General features: G+C 67.5%; 22 protein-coding genes. 20 read left to right on the forward strand and 2 right to left on the reverse strand.

Translation table 11 applies throughout. The features are described from left to right. The first annotated feature begins 167 nt into the window (after positions 1–167). From OOB33_RS07480 to OOB33_RS07555, 16 genes are all read left to right on the forward strand, one after another. Positions 168–1,154, forward strand: a complete 987-nt coding sequence (locus OOB33_RS07480; protein WP_271008216.1) for an ABC transporter substrate-binding protein — start codon at positions 168–170, stop codon at positions 1,152–1,154. Further along, on the forward strand, positions 1,151–5,122 hold the full coding sequence (locus tag OOB33_RS07485; RefSeq protein WP_271008217.1) for a response regulator: 3,972 nt from the start codon (positions 1,151–1,153) through the stop codon (positions 5,120–5,122). Before OOB33_RS07480 ends, OOB33_RS07485 begins: the two co-directional genes overlap by 4 nt. A 44-nt stretch (positions 5,123–5,166) precedes the next feature. Continuing rightward, entirely contained in the window at positions 5,167–6,285 is a 1,119-nt protein-coding gene (locus OOB33_RS07490; RefSeq protein WP_271008218.1) for a response regulator, read from the forward strand. Between the two features lie 40 nt (positions 6,286–6,325). Next, positions 6,326–6,739 carry a hypothetical protein gene (locus OOB33_RS07495; RefSeq protein WP_271008219.1) on the forward strand — a complete coding sequence of 138 codons (414 nt, stop codon included), beginning with the start codon at positions 6,326–6,328 and terminating at the stop codon, positions 6,737–6,739. 106 nt (positions 6,740–6,845) lie between these two features. Further along, a complete protein-coding gene (locus OOB33_RS07500) occupies positions 6,846–7,184 on the forward strand; it encodes a hypothetical protein (RefSeq protein WP_102768171.1) in 339 nt (112 codons plus the stop codon). After that, positions 7,181–8,590: a TolC family protein gene (locus OOB33_RS07505; RefSeq protein WP_271008220.1), complete on the forward strand. Its 1,410-nt coding sequence runs from the start codon at positions 7,181–7,183 to the stop codon at positions 8,588–8,590. The genes OOB33_RS07500 and OOB33_RS07505 overlap by 4 nt, the downstream gene beginning before the upstream one ends. 46 nt (positions 8,591–8,636) lie before the next feature. Continuing rightward, the gene (locus OOB33_RS07510; protein WP_271008221.1) at positions 8,637–10,091 is read left to right on the forward strand and encodes a multicopper oxidase family protein; all 1,455 of its coding nucleotides are present in this window, start codon (positions 8,637–8,639) and stop codon (positions 10,089–10,091) included. A 51-nt stretch (positions 10,092–10,142) separates the two neighbouring features. After that, on the forward strand, positions 10,143–10,505 hold the full coding sequence (locus tag OOB33_RS07515; RefSeq protein ID WP_271008222.1) for a copper-binding protein: 363 nt from the start codon (positions 10,143–10,145) through the stop codon (positions 10,503–10,505). A gap of 246 nt (positions 10,506–10,751) precedes the next feature. After that, entirely contained in the window at positions 10,752–11,255 is a 504-nt protein-coding gene (locus tag OOB33_RS07520) for a hypothetical protein (protein ID WP_271008223.1), read from the forward strand. Positions 11,256–11,370: 115 nt separating this feature from the next. After that, positions 11,371–12,354, forward strand: a complete 984-nt coding sequence (locus tag OOB33_RS07525; RefSeq protein WP_271008224.1) for a hypothetical protein — start codon at positions 11,371–11,373, stop codon at positions 12,352–12,354. Between the two features lie 206 nt (positions 12,355–12,560). Then, entirely contained in the window at positions 12,561–12,950 is a 390-nt protein-coding gene (locus tag OOB33_RS07530) for a hypothetical protein (RefSeq protein ID WP_271008225.1), read from the forward strand. 25 nt (positions 12,951–12,975) lie between these two features. Further along, positions 12,976–13,224 carry a hypothetical protein gene (locus OOB33_RS07535; protein ID WP_271008226.1) on the forward strand — a complete coding sequence of 83 codons (249 nt, stop codon included), beginning with the start codon at positions 12,976–12,978 and terminating at the stop codon, positions 13,222–13,224. A 76-nt stretch (positions 13,225–13,300) separates the two neighbouring features. Beyond that, positions 13,301–13,723 (forward strand): DUF2946 domain-containing protein, encoded by a 423-nt coding sequence (locus OOB33_RS07540; protein ID WP_271008227.1) that lies wholly within the window; start codon positions 13,301–13,303, stop codon positions 13,721–13,723. 234 nt (positions 13,724–13,957) lie between these two features. After that, positions 13,958–14,170 (forward strand): hypothetical protein, encoded by a 213-nt coding sequence (locus tag OOB33_RS07545; RefSeq protein WP_271008228.1) that lies wholly within the window; start codon positions 13,958–13,960, stop codon positions 14,168–14,170. A gap of 100 nt (positions 14,171–14,270) precedes the next feature. Beyond that, a complete protein-coding gene (locus OOB33_RS07550; protein ID WP_271008229.1) occupies positions 14,271–16,457 on the forward strand; it encodes a TonB-dependent receptor in 2,187 nt (728 codons plus the stop codon). 13 nt (positions 16,458–16,470) lie between these two features. After that, on the forward strand, positions 16,471–17,991 hold the full coding sequence (locus OOB33_RS07555; RefSeq protein ID WP_271008230.1) for a PepSY domain-containing protein: 1,521 nt from the start codon (positions 16,471–16,473) through the stop codon (positions 17,989–17,991). Here the strand turns inward: OOB33_RS07555 and OOB33_RS07560 are convergent. Continuing rightward, positions 17,894–18,760 carry a helix-turn-helix domain-containing protein gene (locus tag OOB33_RS07560; RefSeq protein WP_271008231.1) on the reverse strand — a complete coding sequence of 289 codons (867 nt, stop codon included), beginning with the start codon at positions 18,758–18,760 and terminating at the stop codon, positions 17,894–17,896. The two genes, OOB33_RS07555 and OOB33_RS07560, sit on opposite strands and share 98 nt — an antisense overlap. Before the next feature lie 181 nt (positions 18,761–18,941). Between OOB33_RS07560 and OOB33_RS07565 the strand changes: the two genes are divergently transcribed. Continuing rightward, positions 18,942–19,376, forward strand: a complete 435-nt coding sequence (locus OOB33_RS07565; protein WP_102768164.1) for a DUF3224 domain-containing protein — start codon at positions 18,942–18,944, stop codon at positions 19,374–19,376. 646 nt (positions 19,377–20,022) lie between these two features. Here OOB33_RS07565 and OOB33_RS07570 read toward each other — a convergent pair. Beyond that, positions 20,023–20,610, reverse strand: a complete 588-nt coding sequence (locus tag OOB33_RS07570) for a lipid-binding SYLF domain-containing protein (RefSeq protein ID WP_271008232.1) — start codon at positions 20,608–20,610, stop codon at positions 20,023–20,025. Positions 20,611–20,777: 167 nt separating this feature from the next. Between OOB33_RS07570 and OOB33_RS07575 the strand changes: the two genes are divergently transcribed. The 3 genes from OOB33_RS07575 to OOB33_RS07585 all read left to right on the forward strand — a co-directional run bounded on the left by OOB33_RS07575 (position 20,778) and on the right by OOB33_RS07585 (position 23,492). Further along, the gene (locus tag OOB33_RS07575; RefSeq protein WP_271008233.1) at positions 20,778–21,695 is read left to right on the forward strand and encodes an EamA family transporter; all 918 of its coding nucleotides are present in this window, start codon (positions 20,778–20,780) and stop codon (positions 21,693–21,695) included. Positions 21,696–21,747: 52 nt separating this feature from the next. After that, the gene (locus OOB33_RS07580) at positions 21,748–22,512 is read left to right on the forward strand and encodes a hypothetical protein (RefSeq protein WP_271008234.1); all 765 of its coding nucleotides are present in this window, start codon (positions 21,748–21,750) and stop codon (positions 22,510–22,512) included. 203 nt (positions 22,513–22,715) lie between these two features. Next, positions 22,716–23,492 carry a substrate-binding periplasmic protein gene (locus OOB33_RS07585; protein WP_271008235.1) on the forward strand — a complete coding sequence of 259 codons (777 nt, stop codon included), beginning with the start codon at positions 22,716–22,718 and terminating at the stop codon, positions 23,490–23,492. The last annotated feature ends 13 nt before the right edge of the window (positions 23,493–23,505 follow it).

Consider the following 23,505-nt stretch of genomic DNA (forward strand, 5'->3'; position numbering starts at 1 on the left):
TCTACACGGATTGCACACGACGTGAATCCTCGGCACCACAGCCCGGCTTTTCCTTGGGAATGGATCCTCGCCTGCTCGTATAGTTGAACGAGCCTCAGCCCAACTTGCTTGAGAGGATGCCCTGCATGCCTTTGCTCCGCGCCCTTGCGAATGGCTCCCGCTCCGCGGTGCCCGTTGTTCCGAAGACGGAGCGGCGCCAGAGTCTGCGATGGGCCGGCGCTGCGGTGTTGGCGGGAAGCTTGGGCCTGCCTTTGAGCGCCTGCCGCGCGCCGCAGCCGCCGCTGCGGGTGGGCAGCATCGTCTTCCCAGGCTATGAGCTCTTGTTTCTGGCACGCGAGATGGGGCTGCTGGACGAGCACCTGCTGCGTCTGGTGGAGCTGCGCTCCAACACCGAAATCTTGCGCGCCCTGGCCACGGGTCAGTTGGAGGCCGCCGCACTGACCCTCGATGAGCTGCTCACGGCACGCGCCGATGGTGTCGATCTGCGTGTGGCTCTCGTGCTGGATCAGTCGGCCGGGGTTGATGTGCTCATGGTCCGGCCCGGCGTGGATCAGCTCAGCGCCTTGAAGGGTCTGCGCATCGGCGTGGAAGACAGCGCCACGGGGGCGGTGATGCTGGGTGCTGTACTGGATGCCGCGCGGCTGCGCATCGACCAGGTGCACAAGGTGAGCATGACGCTGGGTCGCAGTGTTGATGTGTACCTCAGTGGTGCGGTCGACGCGGTGATCAGTGCCGAGCCCTGGGCCACGCGCCTGGAGCAGCAGGGGGCCCTGCGCCTGTTTGACAGCAGTGCCATTCCCGGGCGCATCATCGATGTTCTGGCGGCGAAGGGCGCTGTGTTTGAGCAGAACGGTCAGGCCTTGCGCCGCTTGATCGACGCGCATTTCGCGGCGCTGGCGTTTTTTCGCTCGGAATCGGCGCAGGCCTTTCCCCTGCTGGCGCCGCGGCTGCAGTTGCCTCCAGACCAGGTGCACAGTGCCTTTCGCGGCATGTTGTTTCCCGACTTGCTTGAGAACCGCCGACTGCTCAGCGCGGGCGGCTTGGTGCAGCAGGCGGGGCGCGGTCTGATGACGGTGATGTTGCAGCAGGGCTTGCTGGCCAAACCACTCGACCTGCAGTCCTTGGTGGATCTGCGAGGCTTGCCGGCGTCATGACCCGGCTCAGCAGCTCTTTGCGTATCACGCTGCCGCTGGCGGTGCTGGCGGTCTTGGTGCTGGCGCTGGTGCTGGCCTTCGCCGACGCGGTCTCGCGCGGGCGCGAAGCCGCGCTGGAGCGGGCTCGGCAGGATGCCATCCAGCGGGCCGCGGCTTTGGCCCGTGCGGCTGAACAAGACTGGATCGATCGACCCGACCATGTGGCCTCCGATCTGTCGGTGGAGTCGGCAGAGCCGCGCATCGCGCAGTTGGCTCTGGTCGATGCCTCCGGCATGGTTCGCCTGGCTCATCGTCTGGCTTGGCAAGACCGGCCAGCCAGCCAAACCTTGCCCGGCTTTGACGCAGTTCGCTTTCAGCGCGTGGTGGACAGCCGTCGGCCTGATCTGGCGGTGTCGGCGGATGGTTTGCGGGTGTCGGTCATGCAGCCCTTTGCTTCGGGGCGTGACGCGAACCAGTTGCGCGATCTCGGCCGTGGTGTGATCTGGCTGGAGTATCAACTCAGCCATGAGTACGCCCACATGAAATACCAGGCCATGCGGCGCTTCTGGCCGCAGGTGGGCGTGTCGGTCGGCTTGATGCTGCTTTTGGCCTGGCTCTTGCACCGACGTGTGATTCAGCCTCTGGCGCGCCTGGAAGAGGCGGCATTGCAGTTTTCGGAGAGTGGTGACATCAAACAGCCAGTGCCGGAAGCTGGCTCGCGCGAGGTCATGCGCCTGGCTCAGAGTTTCAACACCATGACCGAGCGCATCCGCGAGGCGCGACAGGAACTGGAAGACGGTCGTGCTCGCCTTGCAGCCATCTTCAACACGGCCATGGATGCCATCATCACGGTGGACGCCGAGCATCGCATCACCTTGTGCAATGCGGCTGCTGCACGGATGTTTCGCTGCGAGGAGCATGAGCTGATCGGGCTCGCGATTGATGAGCTCTTGCCAGAGCGGTTCCGTGCGGGCCATGGCGCGCAGATGGATGCCTTTGCCATCAGTGGCCAGAGTGCGCGAGCGATGGGGCGATTGACGGTGGTCTACGCCCGGCGATTCGACGGCCAGGAGTTCCCGGCGGACGCTTCGATTTCTCACATGACCGTCAAGGGTGAACGCTTGTTCACCGTCATCTTGCGTGATGTCACCGAGCGGCAGCGGGCCGAAGATGAGATTCGCGCGTTCAACACCGAGCTGGAGGGCCTGGTCGCGCAGCGCACGGCCCGGTTGCAAGAGACTGCAGCCGCGCTGGAGGCCGAGCAGAGCCGGCTGCGCCTGGCATCGCAGGAGCTGGAGGCCATTTTCGAAACCGCCTCGGTCGGCATCGTGCTGGTCAGCGAGCGCCGCATGCTGCGCTGCAACCGGCGTTTTGAAGAGATCTTCGCATGGGAGCCTGGCGAACTGATCGGTCAGTCCACACGCGCGCTCTATGCCAGCGAGGACGATTTTGAACACAGTGGTCGCGAGGTCTATCAGGCCCTGGCCGCGGACAGCTTGCATCACTACGAGATACAGATGGTGCGCAAGGACGGGCAGCTGTTCTGGGCTCGCATCGCCGGCAAGCGCTTCAGTCTGGGTGATGGCCGTGAGGGCGTGCTGGCCATCTTCGAAGATGTCAGCGCCGAACATGCCAGTGCCGAGGCCCTGCGTCAGGCCAAGGAGCAAGCCGAGCTGGCCAACAGCGCCAAGAGCACTTTCCTGGCCAATATGAGCCACGAAATCCGCACACCGATGAATGCCATCATCGGCATGACCCATCTGGTGCTCAAGACCGAGCTGGACAGCAAGCAGCGAGACTATCTGGGCAAGATCCAGTTGTCGTCCCACCACTTGCTGGGCATCCTCAATGACATCCTCGATTACTCCAAGATCGAGGCCAACAAGCTCAACCTGGAGCGCATCGAGTTCCAGCTCAGCGCGGTGCTCAGCAACTTTGCCAACCTGATCGCCGAGAAGGCGGCGAACAAGGGGCTGGAGCTGATCTTCGATGTCGCCCGCGACGTGCCCGATCAGCTGGTCGGCGACCCCTTGCGCCTGGGTCAGGTGCTGATCAATTACGGCAACAACGCCGTCAAGTTCACGGCGCGGGGCGAGGTGGCCGTGCAGGTGCGCAAGTTGCGCGAGAGCAGTGATGAGGTGCTGCTGAGGTTCGAGGTTCGCGACACCGGAATTGGCATGACCCCGGCGCAGATCGGAGGCTTGTTCCAGAGCTTCCAGCAGGCCGACAGTTCAATCAGTCGGCAGTTCGGAGGTACCGGCCTGGGCCTGGCCATCGTGCGCAAGCTGGTAGACATGATGGGCGGCGAGGTCGGCGTTGAGAGTGAACCCGGCCAGGGCTCAACTTTCTGGTTCACCACGGTGCTGAGCAAGGGCCAGCAAGCCTTGCCGCTGGAGGCCTCGCCCGTCGATCTGCAGGGGCGGCGCGTTCTGGTGGTGGATGACAACGACAGTGCCCGCACGGTGCTTCGAGAGGTCTTGGATGGTTTTGGTCTGCAGGTGGACGCCGTAGCCAGCGGTGGCGAGGCCTTGGCGGCAGTGGCGGCGGCTGAAGACCAGGCGCAGCCGTACGAAGTGGTCATGCTGGACTGGCAGATGCCCGGGCTCGATGGCCTGGAGACTGGACGCCGCATGCGGGCCGAGCAGCGCGGCAGGGCGCCGCATCTGATGCTGGTCACCGGCTTTGGCCGCGAGGAGGTGTTGCAGCAGGCGCGCAAGGAGCGCTTCGATGCCGTGATCGTCAAGCCCATCAATGCATCGGTGCTGCTCGACAACCTGATGTTGCTGCTCAGTGGTGGCGAGCGTAAATCGGTCGAGCGCAGCGCGGGCTGGAGCGAAAGCCCGGCGGCAGCCCGCCTGGCTGAGCTGCGCGGCGCGCGGGTGCTGCTGGTGGATGACAACGAAATCAATCTTCAGATTGCTGCCGAGCTGTTGCGCGAGGCTGGCCTGGAGGTCGATTGCTGCGACGATGGTGAGCAGGCCTTGCTGGCACTTCAAGCCCAGACGTATGCGCTGGTGTTGATGGACATGAACATGCCGCGCCTGGATGGGCCCGAGGCCACGCGGGCGCTGCGCGCCATGCCAGGCCTGGCCGATCTGCCCGTGGTGGCGATGACGGCCAATGTCATGGCCGCGGACCGTCAGACCTGCCTCGACGCGGGCATGAATGATTTTCTGGCCAAGCCGGTCGAGCCGGATCTGCTGTACCAAATGGTGGCCCGCTGGATTCAGCCGGGCGGGCGCGGAACCGCCCAATCGCAGCCCCATGACGCGCCGCCGCAGCAGCGGCTGGCAGAGCCGGATCCGCTTGATCTGCAGGCCTTGCGCGCCGTGCATGGCTTGCAGGCCGCCTTGGGCTTGAGCCGCACGGGTCAGAAGCTGGCGCTGTACCAATCGCTGCTGGCGAAGTTTGTGCAAGGGCAGGGCAAGGCGCCGGCCGAGATCCGGCGGCAGCTGCAGGCCGCGGACGGCCAGGCGGCGCGCATGCTGGCCCACACCCTCAAGGGCGTGGCCGGCAACTTGGGTGCGGTCGACGTACAGCAGCGTGCCGAGCTGCTGGAGCATGCGCTGCGCCAACGCGAGGAGGTGGACTTGTCCCGTGACGCTGAGCTGCAAGCCCTGTTGCTCGCTCTGGAGCAGGGCATGGAGCAACTCCTGGAGGGTTTGCAGGCGGCCATGCCCAATCTGCGGGCGAGCGCCAGTGCGCCTGTGACGCAGAGCACCGACGGGCCGGGCCTGAGCCAAAGCCAGTTGCATGAGCTGCGGGCCCACGGCCCCGTGTTGCTGCAACAGTTGCAGGATGGTGACCCCGAGGCGCTGGCCTTGCTGGCGGAATACGACACTTTGTGGCAGGCGGCTCTGGGCGCTGGCTTCGAGGCTTTCGCGCGCGAATTGCGGCAGTTCAACTTCGATCGGGTGGCGCCCATCTTGCAAGCGCTGTTGCAGCGGTATGGCCTGCTTGGTGGCAGAGCGGGTGCCCCCGCTGCTTGAAGCAAGACTGCAGGTCGCAAGTCGGATCAGGAAGGGCTCTCAGCGTGATCAGCATTCCCACCCTCCCCAAAGCCACGATCCTGGTTGTGGACGACACGCCTGACAACCTGGAGCTGATGTTCGGTCTGCTCAAGGACGAGTACCGCGTGACCGTGGCCAACAGTGGCGAGCGCTGCCTGCATCTGACCCAGGGCGCGCAACTGCCAGATCTGATCCTGCTCGATGTGATGATGCCCGGTATGGACGGCTACGAGGTCTGCCGTCGCCTCAAGGCCGAACCACGTTCGGCCGCCATTCCGGTGATCTTCCTGACTGCCAAGACCGAGGTGGATGACGAGACCCAGGGCCTGTCGCTGGGCGCAGTGGACTACATCACCAAGCCCATCAGCCCGCCCATCGTCCGCGCTCGCATCCGCACGCACCTGGCGCTCAAGGCGGCCACTGATTTTTTACGCAACCAGAGCGACTATTTGGCCGCCGAGGTGTCGCGCCGCACCCAGGAGATCGAGGCTCTGCAGGACGTCGTGGTGCTGGCGATGGCCTCGCTCGGCGAAACGCGTGACAACGAAACCGGCAACCACCTTCGCCGCACCCAGCACTATGTGCAATGCCTGGCGCGGCAACTGCAGACCCACCCGCGCTTTACCGCGCTGTTGACGCCGGAGAACATCCATCTGCTGTTCAAGTCGGCACCCATGCACGACATCGGCAAGGTCGGCATTCCGGACCGCATCCTGCTCAAGCCGGGCAAGCTCGACGAGGCCGAGTTCGAGATCATGAAGACCCACACCACTCTGGGTTTCGAAGCGATCGCCCGGGCTGAACAGGGACTGGGCCATGAGGCACCGTTTCTGCGCTTCGCCAAGGAGATTGCGCTTTCGCATCAGGAGAAATGGGACGGCAGCGGCTATCCCCAGGGCCTGAGCGGCGAGGCCATTCCCACTTCGGCCCGGCTGATGGCCCTGGCCGATGTCTACGACGCCTTGATCAGCCGTCGCGTCTACAAGCCAGCCTTCAGCCACGAAACCGCACTGAGCATCATTGCCGAGGGGCGCGGCCGCCATTTCGACCCCGATGTGGTGGACGCCTTCATGGCGGTGCAGGAGGAATTCCGCCATATCGCTGCGCGCTATGCGGACCCGGCGGCCGAGGAGGTGGGCTGAGGCGCAGCCAAGGCCTCGCGGGCCGGCTTACACTGGGCGCATGAACACCGTTTTCTGGCGCGCTGTTGTCGCCGCACTGCTGGCCCTGGCCTTGCCCTTGCAAGCGCTGGCGGGCCTGAGCCAGTGCGGCATGGCGGCGGGGCCAGCGATGGTGTCCGTGGCCGTGGAGGCTTCGGCCCCGATGGCGGCACCCGAGGCCATGCCGCCTTGTCATGAGATGGCATCGGCCGAAGAGGCCGGGGTTCATGAGGGCGCCTCTGCGGACGCGAACTCAGGCTCGGACACCGGCTGCAGCGCCTGCGCGGCGTCCGCCTGCTGCCACGCGCCGGCCCTCTTGCCCAGCCTGCCCAGCTTGCGCCTGCCGGCCCCTGCCTCGGTGCCCGTGAGCGCGCCCGCGGCGGCACGTGAGCGCATGCTGACCGGCGGCCTCGACCGCCCGCCCCGGCTCGCCTGAATCTGCTTCGGCCGCTGCCGCCCGCCTGACGCTGTGCCTGGATGCCACGTCGAAGGCCCGGCAGCACTGTTCGTTTCGATTCGATTCACGCTGCGAGACCTGTCGCATGAAACCCTTTTTGTTTGCCCCGCTGGCCGGCTTGCTGCTGGCCGCGTTCTCGCCCGCACAGCCCGCCCTGGCTGCAGATCGTGCTGCAGATCGTGCTGCCGATCTGCTGGCGCCCTTGAACCCGCAGGCCGCCGTGCCGCCGGTGGTCTACCGCCCCGTGCTGCCGCCGGCGCGCGCGCTCGACGAGCCCAGCGCCGGTGACTGGCCCGCCCTCAACGAACAGGTGCGCCGCGTCGGCGGCTGGCGTGCCTATGCCCGGCAGGGCTTGCCGCCCGCGGCATCCGTGGCCCCGCCAGCAGCCGCCAGCGCCGCAGCTTCGTCGGGAGGCCGACCATGAGGCCCCCTCACTTCTCTCGTAGCCTGCTGCTGGCCGCGGCCGCCGCCCTGAGCGGCTGCGCAAGCCTGGATCCCGAGGCCGCCTACGCCCCTTTGCGCGAGCTGGCCCAGCAGCAGAGCGGCCAGCCTTTGCAGCTCACCCGCGCCGCGGCCGACCAGGCCCGTGTCGATGCCCAGGTCGAGGTCTTGCTGGCCGCGCCGCTGACCATGGACGCCGCGGTGCAGCTCGCCTTGCTCAACAACCGCGGCCTGCAAGCCAGCTTGCAGGAGCTGGGCCTGGGTGAGGCCGAACGCGCCCAGGCCGGGCGGCTGGCCAATCCGGGCTTCAGCATCGCCCGCCTGCGCCGCGGCGATGAGCGTGAACGCGAGCTGGGCCTGGGCCTGAACCTGGGCCAGCTGCTGGCGCTGCCGCAGGTGCGCGAGATCGAGGCCCGGCGCTTGCGCGCCCTGCAGCAGCGCACCGGCCTGGCCCTGCTGGCGCTGGCGGCCGACACCCGCCGCGCCTGGGTGAGCGCGGTGGCGGCCGAGCAGGCCCTGCGCTACCAGCGCGATGTGCTGGAGGCCGCCGAGGCCGGCGCCGAGCTGGGCCGTCGCATGGTCGGTGCCGGCAACTGGAACCGCCTGCAGCTGGCGCGTGAGCAAGGCTTTGCCGCCGAGGCCGCCCTGGGCCTGGCCCGGGCCGAGCAGCAGCGCCTGCAGCAGCGCGAGCGCCTGGCCCGCCTGCTGGGCCTGTGGGGCGAGCCGCTGGCGCGCCTGCGTCTGCCCACGCAAATGCCCGATCTGCCGGATGGCTTGCCCGAGCGGGCCGGGCTGGAGCAGCAGGCGCTGGCCCAGCGCCTTGATGTGCAGGCCGCGCGTGCCCAGACCGAGGCCACGGCGCGCAGCCTGGGCCTGAGCCGCATCAGCCACTTCATCAATGCGCTGGAATTGGGCGTCATGCGCAACAGCAGCAACGAAGCGCCGCTGCAAACCGGCACGGAGCTGCACTTCGAGATCCCGCTCTTCGACTGGGGTGAGGCCCGCCAGGCGCATGCCGAAGCGCTCTACTTGCAAAGCGTGCACCAGGCGGCGCAGACCGCCATCCAGGGCCGCTCCGAAGTGCGCGAGGCCGAGCTGCTCTGGCGCAGCAGCTACGACATCGCGCGCCACCACCGCGACGAGCTGCTGCCGATCGCGCGCCGCATCTCGGAGGAAAACCTGCTGCGCTACAACGGCATGTTCATCAGCGTCTTCGAGCTGCTGGCCGACGCGCGGGCGCAGATCGCGGCCGTCAATGCCGCGCTGGCGGCCCAGCGTGATTTCTGGCTGGCCCAGGCGGCGCTGGATCAGGCCTTGCTGGGCCCCAGCTCGGCCGTGGCCGTGGGCGAAAGCCCTGTGTCCAGCGGCCTCGCGCCTGCTGCGCACTGAGCCTGCTTCGTCCATCCTTACTGAAAATTCCAACGGAGTCCCGACCATGGTGTCTCGACGCGATTTGTTTGTCCGCAGCGCCGGTGCCCTGGGCGCGGCGGTCTCGGCCACGGCGGTCAGCCGTGTGGCGATGGCCGCCTTGCCCGAGCCTGTGCTGCAAACCTCGGCCACGACGGCCCCGCCCCTGCTGCCGCCCAATGGCCGGCCCTATCAGCCGGTGCTCACCCTCAATGGCTGGACCTTGCCCTGGCGCATGAACCAGGGCGTGAAGGAATTTCATCTGGTGGCCGAGCCGGTGCTGCGCGAGCTGGCGCCTGGCATGAAGGCGCATCTCTGGGGCTACAACGGCCAGTCGCCAGGCCCGACCATCGAGGTGGTCGAGGGCGACCGTGTGCGCATCTTCGTCACCAACCGCCTGCCCGAGCACACCAGCGTGCACTGGCATGGCCAGCGCCTGCCCAATGGCATGGACGGCGTCTCGGGCCTGACCCAACCGGCCATCCAGCCGGGCAAGTCCTTTGTCTACGAATTCGAGGCGCGCCGGCCTGGCACCTTCATGTACCACCCCCATGCCGACGAGATGACGCAGATGGCCATGGGCATGATGGGCTTGTGGATCACCCACCCGCGCGGCCGCCACCCGCAGATCGACACGGTGGATCGCGACTTCTGCTTTTTGCTCAATGCCTTCGACATCGAGCCCGGCGCCGCCACGCCCCGGCCCAGCACCATGCTGGACTTCAACCTCTGGTGTTGGAACAGCCGGGTCTTCCCCGGCATCGATTCGCTCCATGTGCGCCAGGGCGACCGGGTGCGCATCCGCGTCGGCAACCTGACCATGACCAACCACCCCATCCATCTGCATGGCCATGAGTTCAGCGTCACCGGCACCGATGGCGGCCCGGTGCCGCGCAGCGCGCGCTGGCCCGAGGTGACCACCGACATCGCCGTCGGCCAGATGCGCCAGATCGAGTTCCTGGCCGATGAGCCGGGTGATTGGGCTTTTCATTGCCACAAGAGCCACCACACCATGAATGCCATGGGCCATGGCCTGCCCAATCTGATCGGCGTGGACCACAGCGGCTTGGCGCAGAAGATCCGGCGCCTGGTGCCCGAGTACATGGTCATGGGCGAGCGCGGCATGGCCGATATGGCCGAGATGGAAATGCCCCTGCCCGACAACACCTTGCCCATGATGACGGGGCAGGGGCCGTTTGGCGGTGTCGAGATGGGCGGCATGTTCTCCATCCTCAAGGTGCGCAAGGACCAGAAGCCGGGCGACTACAGCGACCCCGGCTGGTACGCCCAGCCCAAGGGCAGTCGTGCTTTCGAGTGGAGCGGCGCGCCTCTGCCCACACCGGCCCGCTTTGCCGCCGAGGGCGGCCAGTCCATGCCGCGCCAGCAGGCGGCGCCCGCCGCGAGCAATGGCCCGACCGAGCTGCGCGCGCGCAAGCCCCAGGGCGGTGGCCACGGCGGGCACAGCGGGCACAGCGGGCATTGAGCCCGACACCGGCCAAAAGAACGCATCACAACCCTTATTTCGAGACGCCTCATGAAATTCAATCCCTCGCGCGCTGCGCGCCACGCCTTCCCGGCCGCAGCCTTGCTGGCCTTCTCCTTCACCGCCCCGGCGGCCCTGGCCATGGACCATGCGGCCCATGCACCGGCTGCCTCCGTCCCCGCGGCCCCGGCGCCCTGGACCCTGGGCGAGCTGCGCAAGATCGACGCCGCCGGCGGCAAGATCACGCTCAAGCATGAAGAGATCGCCCATCTCGACATGCCGCCCATGACCATGGGGTTTCGTCTGCGCTCGCCGAGCTTGCTGGAGGGCCGCAAGGTCGGCGAACGGGTGCGCTTTCGGGTCGAGATGCAGGCCGGCGGCCTGGTGGTGACGGCGCTGGAGCCGGCGCCCTGAACCCGCCGAGCCTTGAGCGCATGCGGGCGCAGATCGCTCAGCGTTTGAAAAAGCTGCGCATTTCTGCCTTCCGGCTCGCGCGCGACTGCGGCTAGAATGTGTCTCGACGCGCTGGAAACAGGGCGTCACCGCCGATTTACCAACTACTTGCGGGCGGGCTAACAAATACGGCTAAAGCGTTGCGGCTCCGAGATGCCCCGGGCCGGCAACTGCCGGTGTCAGGGCTCTCGGAGTTTTTCATTCATCATGCAAGGTCTCGCTTCTTTCGACCGTTGGCTGACCCGCCGCGCCGCCGGCCACCTCAGCGCCGTTCGCACAACGCAGCCCAGCCTGCGCCATTTGGTGCCCGTCACCAGCCCTGCGCCTCAGCCTGCCACCCTCTCGTTCACCGCCCAGCCGGCGCCGGCCGCGCAACAGCACTTGCTCGGCCCCACGGGCGAGCACCTGGCCACGCTGCCGCGTGGCGCCAGCGCGGCGCAGGTCCTGCGTGCGGCCCTGGGCCTCAAGGCCGGTGACTGGATTGGCGTGCTGGCCGATGAAGGCCGCAGCCGCGGCCTGCAACAAGCCTGGCGCCTGGCCCTGCTGCGCCAGCAGGGCGCGGCGCTGCAATGGCTCAGCGAGCCCCTGTGGGCCCGCCCAGGCCAGCGCCCGGCGCAGCTCCAGCAAGCGGCCCAGCGCCTGGCGCTGCAAGCGCTTTGGCAGCAAGGTTTTCGCCTGCGCGACGCGACGTTTGCCCTCGACCTGCACTGATCCATCGGGGCGGCACAAGCCCCCAGCTTGAAGTCCGCCACAGGCTGGCTGGCGCGCTGTTGCCGGCCCACAATCGCCGGGCCGAAATGTCTCGGCCTTTGGAGATCGGGCCATCATGCGTGCATTTCGGAACGACAGCAGGACTTGGACGATGGCCCAGCGCGGCGCGCTCGTCGCCGCATTCACCGCCGCCCTTGCCGTGCCAGGCTGGACGCAAGCCGCCGTCGATTGCGGCATGTCGCCTGCGTTTGAGCAGAAGGACGGCAATGCCAAGGGCGGCCGCACCGCCGTCTGGGCCGATGCGCAGAACCAGGCGCTGATGTTCATCGACGGCCTCAACGTCAACACCGACGGCACCCGCCGCAGCTACAGCGTCAGCGATTTCTGGGGCGAGCGGGTGGCGCTGAACAACCTCTGCAATGCCATGAGTGACGCCTGCGCCGGCCTGGGCAAGGCTGGCCTGCAAGCGCGCCGCGAGCTGGTGCAGCAGGCCGCGGCCCAGGGCTGGCCGGCCGAGATGTGGAAGCGCAGCAAGCTCTCGGCCGACATCATCCCGCTCAAGAATGGCAAGCCCTGCCCCGAGGTCGATGGCTTTCTGGTCTCGGCCACGGCCTTGCGCAAGCCGGGTGTCAGCGATGCCTGTGACCTCACGGCTTACGCCGATGCATTGGTGACGCCGGCCCTGGTGCTGCCCAAGGGCCCGAAGCGCGGCCAGCCATCCGAGTTCGCGCAGCGCGGTGCCCGCATCGGCGATCTGGTGGTGGCGCTGCGGCGCGATGCCATGAGCCCGGTGTTTGCCGTGGTCGGTGATTCCGGTCCTTCGGACCAGCTGGGCGAGGGCTCGGTGGCGCTGAACGGCAAGCTGCTCGGCAAGACCGAGCCGCCGCTCAACTACCAGGAGCTGCGTGGCAAGGGCGCGTTCAAGGGCAAGGCCTGGACCGTGCCGCCCACCGTGGTGCTGATCTTCCCGGGCAGCCGCAATGCGGCCGATCCCTGGCTGACGCCCGATCGCATCGATGCCGCGGCACGCGAGCGCTTCGAGGCCTGGGGCGGACTGGCGCGCGCCCAGGCCTGCGCAGCGGCCTACCCGCGACCCTGAGCGGAGTCCAGTGAGCCCGCGGCCACGGTGCGCTGGTGCACAGTCGGCGCCGCGCCGAGGCTTGCATGATGGCGCCGATCACGCGGTTTTGCCCGCGTGCGGGGGGATCGTCCATGAACATGCCATCGCTTGTTTTGCCCACCGCAGGGCGCGCCCTCGGGCCGTCCTTGCCACCTCCAGCCGATCTGGAGGGCTGGAGCAACACCATGAGCCAGGCTTCGCTGCCCAGCTCATTTGGGGTGTTCAATCCGGTCGGCCATGTGATGGTGGGCCTGCCCAGCCAGGCGCAGCTGGAGGCTTTGGTGGATGCCTTCCATCACGCGGGCCGGCCGGCCAGCGGGCTGCTGCACTTTCCACCGCGTGACACGGTGGCCGAGTTGGCCGCCCTGGTCGAGCGGGCCGGGCCCCTGGCTGGCTTTGGCTATGAGATCACCTTGCTGCGTCGCTACCTGGCCTTGGCCGAAACAGGCCATCGCTGGCTTCTGGTCAAGGTGGACGGAGCGGCGCAGGCCGCCCTGGTGGCAGCGACCGCGCGAGAGGGTGGGGCCGATCTGGCAGTCCACTACCGCGACTGGGTGGTCGAGGAGTTGATCTGATGGCCGGGAAGCGTGAGGTGCCCGCATGAGCAGGACGGCGGTCATCGAAGGTCGGGTTGAGTTCCGTGAAGGCGATGGCCCCAGCATCGCCATCCGACCTGGCCTGTGCGAGGTGGAGCAGGGCTTGCAAGACGCCACGCTGAGCTGGGTGGAGGGCGACAGCCACGGCGCCGCTGCCATGCCGCTCAGTGATTTCAAGCGCTACCTGGTCAGTGCCGCCATTCGCTGGTGGGTGGATGCCCCGGTGCCGCCCACTGTCAATCGCGCGGCCTGAGCGCTGCGGCTTCAGCGGCCAGGTCCTTCGTACGGAGAGCGCCCGGGTTTGAGGGCGGCGACCCTAGAATGCGCGCATGCATTTCCGCTGGGTTCATCGTGTGTGGGTCTCCTGGGTCGCCTGTGCCGCGATCTTGTTGAGCGCGCTCGCGCCAGCGATCTCGCATGCGGTGGTGCAGCGCGATGCGGCCGATGTCTGGGTTGAAATCTGCTCGGTCACCGGTGCCAAGCTGGTGCGCCTGGACACGGACTCCGCCTCGGCTGTGGATTCTCAGCAGGCAGATTCGCCGTCACCGCACGAGTCCACCCCGGTCCACACCTACAAGCATTGCCCCTACTGCGCCATCCACAGCGATGGCCTGGGCCTGCCGCCGCCGGCCATGGTCGAGCCGGCCTTGCTGAGCCTGGGACACGCCGTCCCGGCGCTCTTTCTCCACGCGCCGCGAACCCTGTTCGCCTGGGCCAGCGCCCAGCCGCGCGCGCCCCCTCTGAACTCCTGACACCGCAGCCAGCCGGCCTGTGGCGACGCTGAAGCGCGTTGCCGCGGTCGCCATTTCTGTCTTTGTGTCGCGCACCCGCCGTGGGCCTCTTTGCAGGTGCTCAGCGCGGCTGCGCTGGAGTGATTCCATGTCTTCCTGGATCGAGCGCGTCCTGCGCGCCATGACGCATTTCAATGTCGGGGCCGCCTTGGCCTGCATCGCCTACGCGCTTGTGCAGCTCAGCGGAGGCCAGCCATGAACGAGCTGCCAGCCGATGCGTACGCGCAAGAGTTGGGCGCGGCCCTGCGGGCCATGCTGGGTTTTGCCGTCGTGCTGCTCGCGGCCGCGGCTGCGGCTTTGACCCTGACCGGGGCGGCGCGCCCCGATCGCTTCGATCGCATGCAGGCGCCCGCATCGGCCATGGCGCCGCATGCCTGCCCCTGCAGCGCCCCCAGCGGCTCACGCTGAGCCCCGTCGCGAGCGGGCGCCCCGCCGCGCCCGCTCGCGCTCCGCCTGGCGTTCCCATTTTTGTTTCTTTCTCTCCCCTCCTTTTTTCCTTTTCTCTCTCATGCCTATCTTGAAACCGATCGCCCTGGCCGTTCTGGCCCTGTCCTCCACCCAGTTCTGGGCCCGCGATGCCCATGCGCAGAGCTCGGCGCCGGAGGCGCAGCTGCTGGGCCGTGTCAACGTCAGTGGCGCCGCCGCCAGCCCGGCCCTTGAAGGCCCCAGCGGCAGCAGCTCGCGCCTGGCCCTGAGCCTCAAGGAGACGCCGGCCAGCGTCACCGTGATCGACCGTGAGGCCATCGAGATGCGCGGTGCCAGCAACACGCAGGAGATCCTCAAGAGCGTGCCCGGCGTGGTCTTCGCCGACCCCCCGGGTTCGGCCGGCAGCGTGTTCTACCGTGGCTTCGGCTCGGGCTCGCTGGCTCAGCTCTACAACGGCATCAGCGTGCAGTACGACGCCATCGCCGCCCGCCCGGTGGACAGCTGGATCGTCGAGCGCGTGGAGGCCATCGGCGGCCCATCCAGTTTTCTGAATGGCTCGGGCGCCGTGGGCGGCACGCTCAACGTCATCACCAAGACGGCCGACCGCAGCGGTGACATCAGCCGCCTCTACCTGGCCCAGGGCGACCGGGCTCAGGCCGCCGCCAGCCTGCAGCGCGATCTCAAGGCTCTGGGGGCCGAGGGTCAGGTCTTGCGGGTGGAGTTGAACCGCAGCGAGGGCGCACTCTGGACCCAGGGCCGCGACCGCAGCGCCTGGCAGGCCGCCGCCTCCTGGCTGGCGCCGCTGGGTGCAAACATCACCCACACCCTGGCCTTGGAGCGCCAGCATGAGAAGGTCTTGCAGCCCTACTGGGGCACGCCCATGCTGCGCGCGGCCGACGGCACCGTCAGCGGCGCCTTCCGCCTGGACCCGGGCACCTTCGGCATCAACTACAACGTGGTCGATGGACGTTATGAGCAGGATGTCAGCTGGGCGCGCTCCATGCTGGACTGGCGCCCGAGCGAGCAGACTGCGCTGCGCCACACCTTCTATCACTACGACGCGCTGCGCGACTACGACAATGTCGAGGTCTATAAGTTCGTGCAGAACAACAGCCAGGTCGAGCGTTCCAGCGCCTTGCTGCAGCGCCACGACCAGCAGGTCTGGGGCAGCCGCATGGAGCTGAGCCACCGCAGCCAGATCGCCGGCCACCGCTCTCACTTTGCTGCCGGTTGGGACTGGAGCTACAACCGCCAGACCCGTTTCCCGCTCTCGGTCAACGGCCCCTTCGATGTCACCAGCCCTTACACGCCGCGTGACAGCTATTTCCTGCAGACCCCCGGTGTCAGCCGCGTTTACACGCCCGGCGCCACCAATCTGCTGCACACCGTGGCGGCCTTCGCCGAGAACCGCACCGAGTTGGGCGAGGGCTGGGCCTTGGTAAGTGCCTTGCGCCTGGACCGAATCAGTCTCGATGTGCGCAACCATCGCACGGTCACCGCCACCAACCCGGCCCTGTTCCAGGCACGTTTCAAGCCGGTGACCGGTCGCCTGGGCCTGGTCAAGGACCTGTCCAAGGACTGGCAGGTCTACGCGCAAGCCAGCACGGCAGCCGATCCGCCGTCCGGCGTGCTGGCCACGGCCGGCTTCAATGCCTTGCGTGACTTCGAGCTCACCCGCGGCCGCCAGTTCGAGCTGGGCAGCAAGCTCAGCTTCGACCAGGGCCGTGGCTGGGCCACGCTGGCGGTCTACGACATCACGCGCAAGAACCTGTCCATCACCGACCCCAATGACCGCACCAAGGTCATCCCCGTGGGCGCGCAAAGCAGCCAGGGCCTGGAGCTGAACATGTGCTGGCGCGCCAGCAGTGCCTGGACCCTGGCTGGCCAGGCCAGCTACACCCGCGCCCGTTTTGATCGCTTCGTCGAGACCGTGGGCATGACGCCGACCTCGCGTGCCGGCAATCGCCCGGCCAATGTGCCCGACGTGATCCTGGGTCTCAGCGCTGACTGGCGCGCGAACGCGGCCTTGACCCTGTCGGCCGACTGGCGATATGTGGGCAAGCGCTATGCCAACACCGCCAACACAATCTGGGATGAGGCTTACTCCCTGCTGGGTTTGGGGGCGCAGCTGCACCTCACGCCGCAGCTGACGGCGCGCTTGCGTGTCGACAACGTCACCGATCGCCGTTATGTCGCCAGCCTGAGCAGCGATCTGCCATTCTTGGGCGCACCGCGCAGCCTGAGCGCTGCCCTAGATTGGCGCTTCTGAACGGGGCGCAGCCATGAAACGCTTCATCTACCTGCTGCACCGCTGGGCCGGCATTGCGCTCTGCCTGGTGATGGCGCTGTGGTTCCTGTCCGGCATGGTCATGCTCTACGTCGGCTACCCTAAGCTGACGCCAGCTGAGCAACTGCAAGGTCTGCCGGCGCTGGACGGGCAGGGCTGCTGCGTGCCGGTGGCGCAGGCCTTGCAGGCCTCGGGCCTGGAGAGCGCCAGCCAGTGGCGCCTGAGCAGTGTGGCCGGCCAGCCGCGCTACACCTTCAGCGATGGGCGCGGCAAGCACCTGGTGGCCGTGGATGCGCGCAGCGGTCAGCGCATTTCGAGCGTCAGCGCGGATCAGGCGCTGGCGGCCGCACGCCACTTTGCGCGGGATGCGCCGGCAGAGCTGCTGGCGCGGGTGGAGGAAGACGCCTGGACCCACTCCAAAGCCATGGACCCACACCGCCCGCTTTACCGCGTGGCGGTGGCCGATGAGGCGCAGCGCTGGTTGTACGTCAGCGGCGCCACCGGCGAGGTGGTGCGCGACGCCAGCTTCTCTGAGCGCAGCTGGGGCTGGCTGGGTGCCTGGCTGCATTGGCTCTACATCTTCCGCGGCGGCGCGGTGGATGCCTGGTGGACCGACATCGTCATCTGGCTGTCCATCGCCGGCGGTGTGCTGGGCCTCAGTGGCCTGGTGGTGGGCCTGTGGCGCTGGCGCTTCCGGGGCCGCTACAAGAGCGGCTCGCGCTCGCCCTATCGCGAGGGCTTCGCCCGCTGGCACCACATCCTGGGTCTGGGCGGCGGCGTGCTAGCCCTGACCTGGGTGCTCAGCGGCTTGTTCTCCATGAACCCCTGGAAGGTGTTCGAGCCCCCAGGCCCCAAGCCCGATCGAGCCGCCTATGCCGGTGGGCCGCTGCGGGCCGATCAGGCGGGCGATGTCGGCGCGCTACTGCGCCGCTTGGCCAGCGAGGGTCAGCCCGCGCGTCAACTCGAATGGCGCCGTGTGGCCGGCGAGATGCACGTGCTGGTGCAGACCGGTGCGGCCAGCTATGCGCTGGATCCGAACGGTGAGCGCCGGCCAGCCTGGAGCAACGCGGCCATGCGCGAGGCCGCGGCCCGCCTGCTGCCCCAGGCCCGCATCGTCGAGCAGGAGTGGCTGCAGCGCTACGACGCTTACTACTACAGCCGCGAGCCCCACACCATGACGGGCCAGCGCGAACGCCCCTTGCCGGTGCTGCGACTGCGCTTTGACGACCTGCAGTCGCACTGGGTGGTGATCGACCCGGCCAACGGCCACATCGTGCAGTTGAGCAGCAGCCGGCAGCGAACAGAGCGCTGGTTGTTCGCCTTTCTGCACAGCTTTGACCTGCCCTCCTTGCTGAACACCCGGCCCTTGTGGGATGGCTGGATGTTGGGCTTCAGCCTGGCCGGCCTGGGCCTGAGCCTCAGCGGTGTGGTGCTGGGCTGGCGACGGCTGCGTCGGCATGAGCCCGGGCGTAGCCTCCCGGTGTCTGGCCGATCAGGCACCGAAATGCTGCGCTGAAATGCGCCTGGTCGAAGAAGCCCAAATCCTGCGCCAGCGCCGCCCAGGAGATGGTTTCTCCGGCCTGCACGCGGGCCACCGCCTCGTGCATGCGGTAGCGCTGGATCACCCATTTTGGCCCGACGCCGACGTACTCTGAAAACAGGCGCTGCAGCGAGCGCAGGCTCATCTGCCAGCGAGCAGCCAGGGCCTCTGCGCTGTGCAGGCTGAGCTCCGCAGCCACGCTGTCGACGATGCGGCCGGCCAGCAGCGCCTGCGCGTCGGGCGCGGGCAGGCGGGCCCGCAGAAAGTCCAGGACGTGCGTGGCTGCGTCTTCCATCGCCTCCATCTCCAAGGCCGCATTCAGCGTTTGGGACTCAGGCCCGAACAGCTCCTGCAGTGGCCGCGAGCAATCGCTCAAGGCCGACACCGGGCCGCCCAGCCAGGGGCGGAAGGCGCCGGGCCTGAACTTGATGCCCAAGGCCAGCGATCGTCCCGCCAATTCACGGGACCAGCGCCGGCTGTGCACGCCCCAGACGGCCGCGGCTCCGGGCTCCAGCACCAGATGAATATTGGGGTGGGGCAAGGTTTCTTGCAGCTGCGGCGCCAGGCCTTCAAGATTCCAGCGCACGCGCCAGACATGCTCGATCCAATCGGCCAGGTCTTCGGGCGGCGCCAGGCGCTGGTGTTCGAACTCGCCGACCGGTACGCGGTGCAGCACGCCGCGCGGCGGGGTGCGCAAGGTGGGCAGTGCCGCGTGTCGTGTTTTTCCAATCTTGTCTTGGGACATGGCGGGTTCAATGGCGGCCGGATGGATTCGCACCGAATCAGCTTGAAAGAAAGTTCATCTTGCCATGAGGCCTCTGCACCTCTTCACCTCTATCCTCTGGGCTGCCGCGCTGGCTACAGGCAGCAGCCTGTTGCTTGCGCAAACCCAGCCAACCAAACCCGCAATTCAAACGGAGCGCGCCATGAGCGACCGCAGCAATTTCAGCCATCAAGTCAGCGGCCCCTTCGAAGTGAAGCTCGCGCCTCAGGAGATGAGCGCTGTGGCCGCCAGCAGCGGCCTGGGGCGTATGTCGCTGGACAAGCGTTTCCACGGTGCGCTGGAGGGCAGCAGCACCGGCGAGATGATTGCTTTCCGCAGCGCCGTCAGCGGATCGGCTGGCTATGTGGCCATGGAGCGGGTTCAGGGCACGCTGGACGGCCGCGCTGGCAGCTTTGTGCTGCAACACAGCTCCACCCTGGACCGCGGCGCACCGACCCAAAGCATCACCGTGGTGCCCGATTCGGGCACCGAGGCTTTGACGGGCCTGAGGGGCCGCATGGTCATCGACATCGCCCCGGGCGGCGCACACAGCTATCGTTTTGAGTACAGCCTGCCGGAGGCGGGCGTGAGTCCCTGATTCGGCGGGGATGTCGGTTCTCGGCACATTGCGGACCTCTGTGGGGTTGTCGTTCTCGCTGCGGTGTCTCGTCCCGCCGCCGGGCTCATGGTTCGCGGGTCGGCTCTATGAGCCGACTCCCCTCGGTGCTCACTCCGCGGCTCAGCGGCGCCAAACTCCCTCCGTTCGCTGCGCTCACTACGGTCAAACAGTGGCGCCGAGTCAGCGCTTGAAGCGCGCGGGTACGCGCGCCTGAGCCGCTCCGCTGCGCCCTCGGCCGCGAACAAATCGCCCATCGGCGGGCCGAGCCACCTCCGGATTCGGCGGGCTCCACCGTGGAAGGGGCACGTCGACCGCGATGCAAGCGCCCTGCAGCCCGTGCCGCTGCCGGGCGATTTGTGAAGGGCCGAGCAGCGCAGCGCCTCGGGGCGCACACGTACCCGTGCGCTTCAAGTTCTGACTTGGCGCTTCTGTCTGAACGAAGCGAACGCAGGGAGCGAAGTGAGTTATGCGCCAGCCCCGAGGCGCGAGCAGCGCAGGGAAGTCGGCCCGCCAGGGCCGACCCCGGAACCATGAGCCCGGTGGCGGCGCGGGCTGCAGGGCCTCACGAGCAAAACCACCAAAGGCTGCTTTGTGCCGCAAGCCGCTATCGCCGCCAATGCGAGATTCAGCGCTTGATGCGGCTGATCTTGGTGCCTTCGATGCTTAGGCTGGCCATCAGGCCTTGCTGGTCGGTGATGAAGGCGTAGGCGTCGTCTTTCAGGGTGGAGGTGCTGAGATTCTTGGCCACACCTTCGTTGACCAGCACCAGGCTGGGGCCGACACCGAACTCCCATCCCTTGGATTTGGCCAGGTAGCGCACCGCCTTGTCGCTCATCAGGAAGACGACGTAGGCGTAGGACTCGGCGCCGGCTTGCCAGCCCCAGGAGGCAGACACCGAGTTGTAGTACTCGCTGACGGCGCCGCTTTTCATCAGCACCCCTTCGCCGTAGCTGCCGCCGAAGACCAAGCCGGCCTTGACGATCTTGGGGAAGACCAGCACGGCACGCGCCTTCTTCGAGATGGTTTCCGCCACCGGATTGCTCTTGTAGAGCGCGGCGAGGGCTTGTTGGGCATCTTTGTTCAGATCTTCGGCGCTGGCCGCTGAGGCGGACAGGGGCGACAGCCCGCCCAGCACGCTGAGGCTGGCGGTGAGCATTGCCGCGCTGATGCGCAGGAAGGGGCGGCGGGTGGAGATGGATTGCGTATGGATCATGGCAGGCCTTGAGTTGGCGGCGGCGCGGCAGGGGCACCGACACAGTGCTTGTAGATTGCCTGGCTTGCGCGGTCTGTTCGCCGACGAACGCACAATCGAGGGTTTCGGTCCGAGGCGCTCGTCGTGTTGGGCCGGTTCTGTGCCCTGCCAGTCTTCTTGCGCCCCGAATGAGTCCTCTTGCCCTCGCCCTGGTGCTTGCCGCCGCCATCTGCCACGCCAGCTGGAATCTGATCGCCAAGCGCAGCGGTGGGGGCGGCAACGAGTTCGTGCTGATGAGCTCCATCCTGGTTGGCCTGGTTTGGGCGCCGGTGGTGGCATGGACTGGCGTCGAGGGTGTGGCGATCTGGGGTTGGCTGGAGTGGGCGGTTCTGGCCGTCAGCGCTGCCGTGCATGTGCTGTATTTCCGTTGCCTGCTCCATGGCTACTCGGTGGCCGACCTGACCGTGGTCTACCCGCTGGCACGCGGCAGCGGGCCCTTGTTGAGCTCGGTGGCCGCAGTCTTCGTGCTGGGTGAGAGTTTGAGTTGGCTGGGCGCCGCGGGCGCCTTGGCGGTGGTCTCCGGGGTGTTTCTGATCGCCGGCGGCCCGGCGCTCCTGCGCCAGCTGCTGGGGCGAGGCGAGGCCGGGGCCTTGAACGAGTCGCGCGCCTTTGTGCGCCAGCGCCTGCATCGCGGCCTGTTCTGGGGCGCATTGACCGGGGTGTTCATTGCCACCTACACCGTGATCGATGGGTACGCGGTCAAGGTGCTGCTGATCTCGCCCATCCTGGTCGACTACGTCGGCAATGTCTTGCGCATCCCGGTGATGGGGCCGTTCGCGCTGCGCGATCCGGCCCGCTTCAAAGCGGTCTGGCGGACGCAGTGGAAGCCCGCCCTGGCCATTGCCGTGTTGGGGCCGATGAGCTACATCATGGTGCTCTACGCCATGCAGCTGGCGCCGCTCAGTCATGTGGCGCCGGCGCGCGAGGTGTCCATGCTGTTCGCCGCCCTGGCCGGCGGCAGCCTGCTGGGCGAGGGCGACCGTTGGCTGCGCCTGCTGGGTGCCGCAGCCATTGCGCTGGGCGTGGCGGGCCTGGCGCTGGGGTGAAGGGCACGACAGGAGACGGCAAGGTGAACCTTGCTCTCCATGCGACAAACTGATGCGGGCCACCGCAACAAACTCAAGGCCAGCGCGCCGAACCGGGGGGGAAATCATGATGGAAGCGGTTCTTCGTTTGCTGGACAGGCTCCTGGGCTTGTCGAAACCGGTCATTCCGGAACCTCCACCGATGCCGGCCAGACTGAGCCCGGAGCGACAGGCGAGGTTGAGCGATCTCTACCTGGAGCTGGGTTCCGAGATGCGTGCCCTGCGGGCCACCGAGGCGTCCATGGCGTGCTTGTTCTTCACCGTGGTCGGTTTGCTGTTCGCGGGCGGTATCAGCTTGCTGGGCAGCGAGAAACTCAGCTGGGGCGTCAAGCTGTGGGGCATCGTCGGATCTTCGCTTTTCTTGCTTCTGTTCTGGTTCGCCCTGCATGCCCGGATCTTGCATGACCATGTGTCCTACAGCCATTTGATGAGTCGTCGCAGCTTCCTGGATGCGCAGTGGTTCTGGCCCGGGATGCCGGGCCGGCCGCCTCATCTCGCGACCGGTCACGGCGGCCCGGGGTATCGAAAGACGCAGGCCCTCATCGCCTTGTCTGCCTTGTCGGTGCTGATCCTGCTCTTTGTCATGCTGATCTCGGCCTACAGCGCGGGCGCTGAAGCGAAAGACAGCGGCCCGACACGGGATGGCGCGGCGCCACCCGGGGCAGCTGCGAGTGCCAGCGCCTCCGCGCGCCCTGCCAGTGAGGCTCCGGCACAGCCCACGGCCGCCGCCGCATCGCGCCCAAGCTCAGCGCCTGGCCAACCTGTTCGCGGCAGCTAGCCAGCGCCCAGGTCGTCGCGAGGCGCATTCGCCCGTTCTGTCGCTGCCCCTGTTTCAGGGGGCGGTGTTCGCACGCGACGGTGCTACAGTGGATCGAACTGCAGGGATCCACCCCCTCTGAGCCGCCGGGACAGGCAGCCAGGACGAGACAAACAGCCAAGACTGCGTGTCCGGCGCCTGCCGCCGGTCTGCGTGCTGCAGCGATGGACCCCGCCGACTTTCCCCTGTCCCGCCGCCGCCTCTGCGCCTGGGCTCCCTGCCTGCCTGTCAGCGCCTGCGCCAGCTGGGCTGCGACCAGCCACGCCGCCAGCGCGGCCGAGCCTGCGCCCTTGCGCTGGGTGGCCGGTGACCTGCCACCGTTTGCCTGGCAGAGCAGCGAAGGCCCGCAAGGTTATGCCTACGAGCTGGCTCAGTTGATGGCCGAACGCCTCGGCAGGCGCGATGCCGTGCAGTTCTTCCCCTGGGCGCGAGCGGTGCGCATGACCGAGGCGGGCGAGGCCTTGGGCGTGTTTCCGCTGGCGCGCACGCCGGACCGCGAGCACAAGTTCCGCTGGCTGATCCTGCTGATGCATGTCAGCTATGCCTTGGTGGGCCGGGCCGGTGGCGGCGCGCTGAGCCTGGAGACTCTGCGCAGCCGGCGCGTCGGCGTGCTGCGCGGTTCGCCCATCATCAAGAATCTGCAGGCCGAGCGCTTCAGCCAGATCATCGAGGCCAAGGACTACAAGGATTTGCTGCGCATGCTGCGCAGCGACATGCTGGATGCGATTTATGCCGGTGCGCCCATGCTCAATGCTGCCATCGAGTTGAATGGTTATGCGCGCAGCGCGTTCCGGACCCTCGCCCATCTGGGTGAGGCCGACCTCTACATGGGCTGTTCTCTGCATGTCAGCGAGGTTGAGACTGATCGCTGGTTGCACGCCTACCAGCAGCTGGTGGCCGACGGCAGCGTTGCCCGGCTGCAGCAGCGGTATTTCAGATAGGGGTCTGCGCCCA

It is taken from the genome of Paucibacter sp. B51 (assembly GCF_027863535.1).
Lineage (GTDB): Bacteria > Pseudomonadota > Gammaproteobacteria > Burkholderiales > Burkholderiaceae_C > Paucibacter_A > Paucibacter_A aquatilis.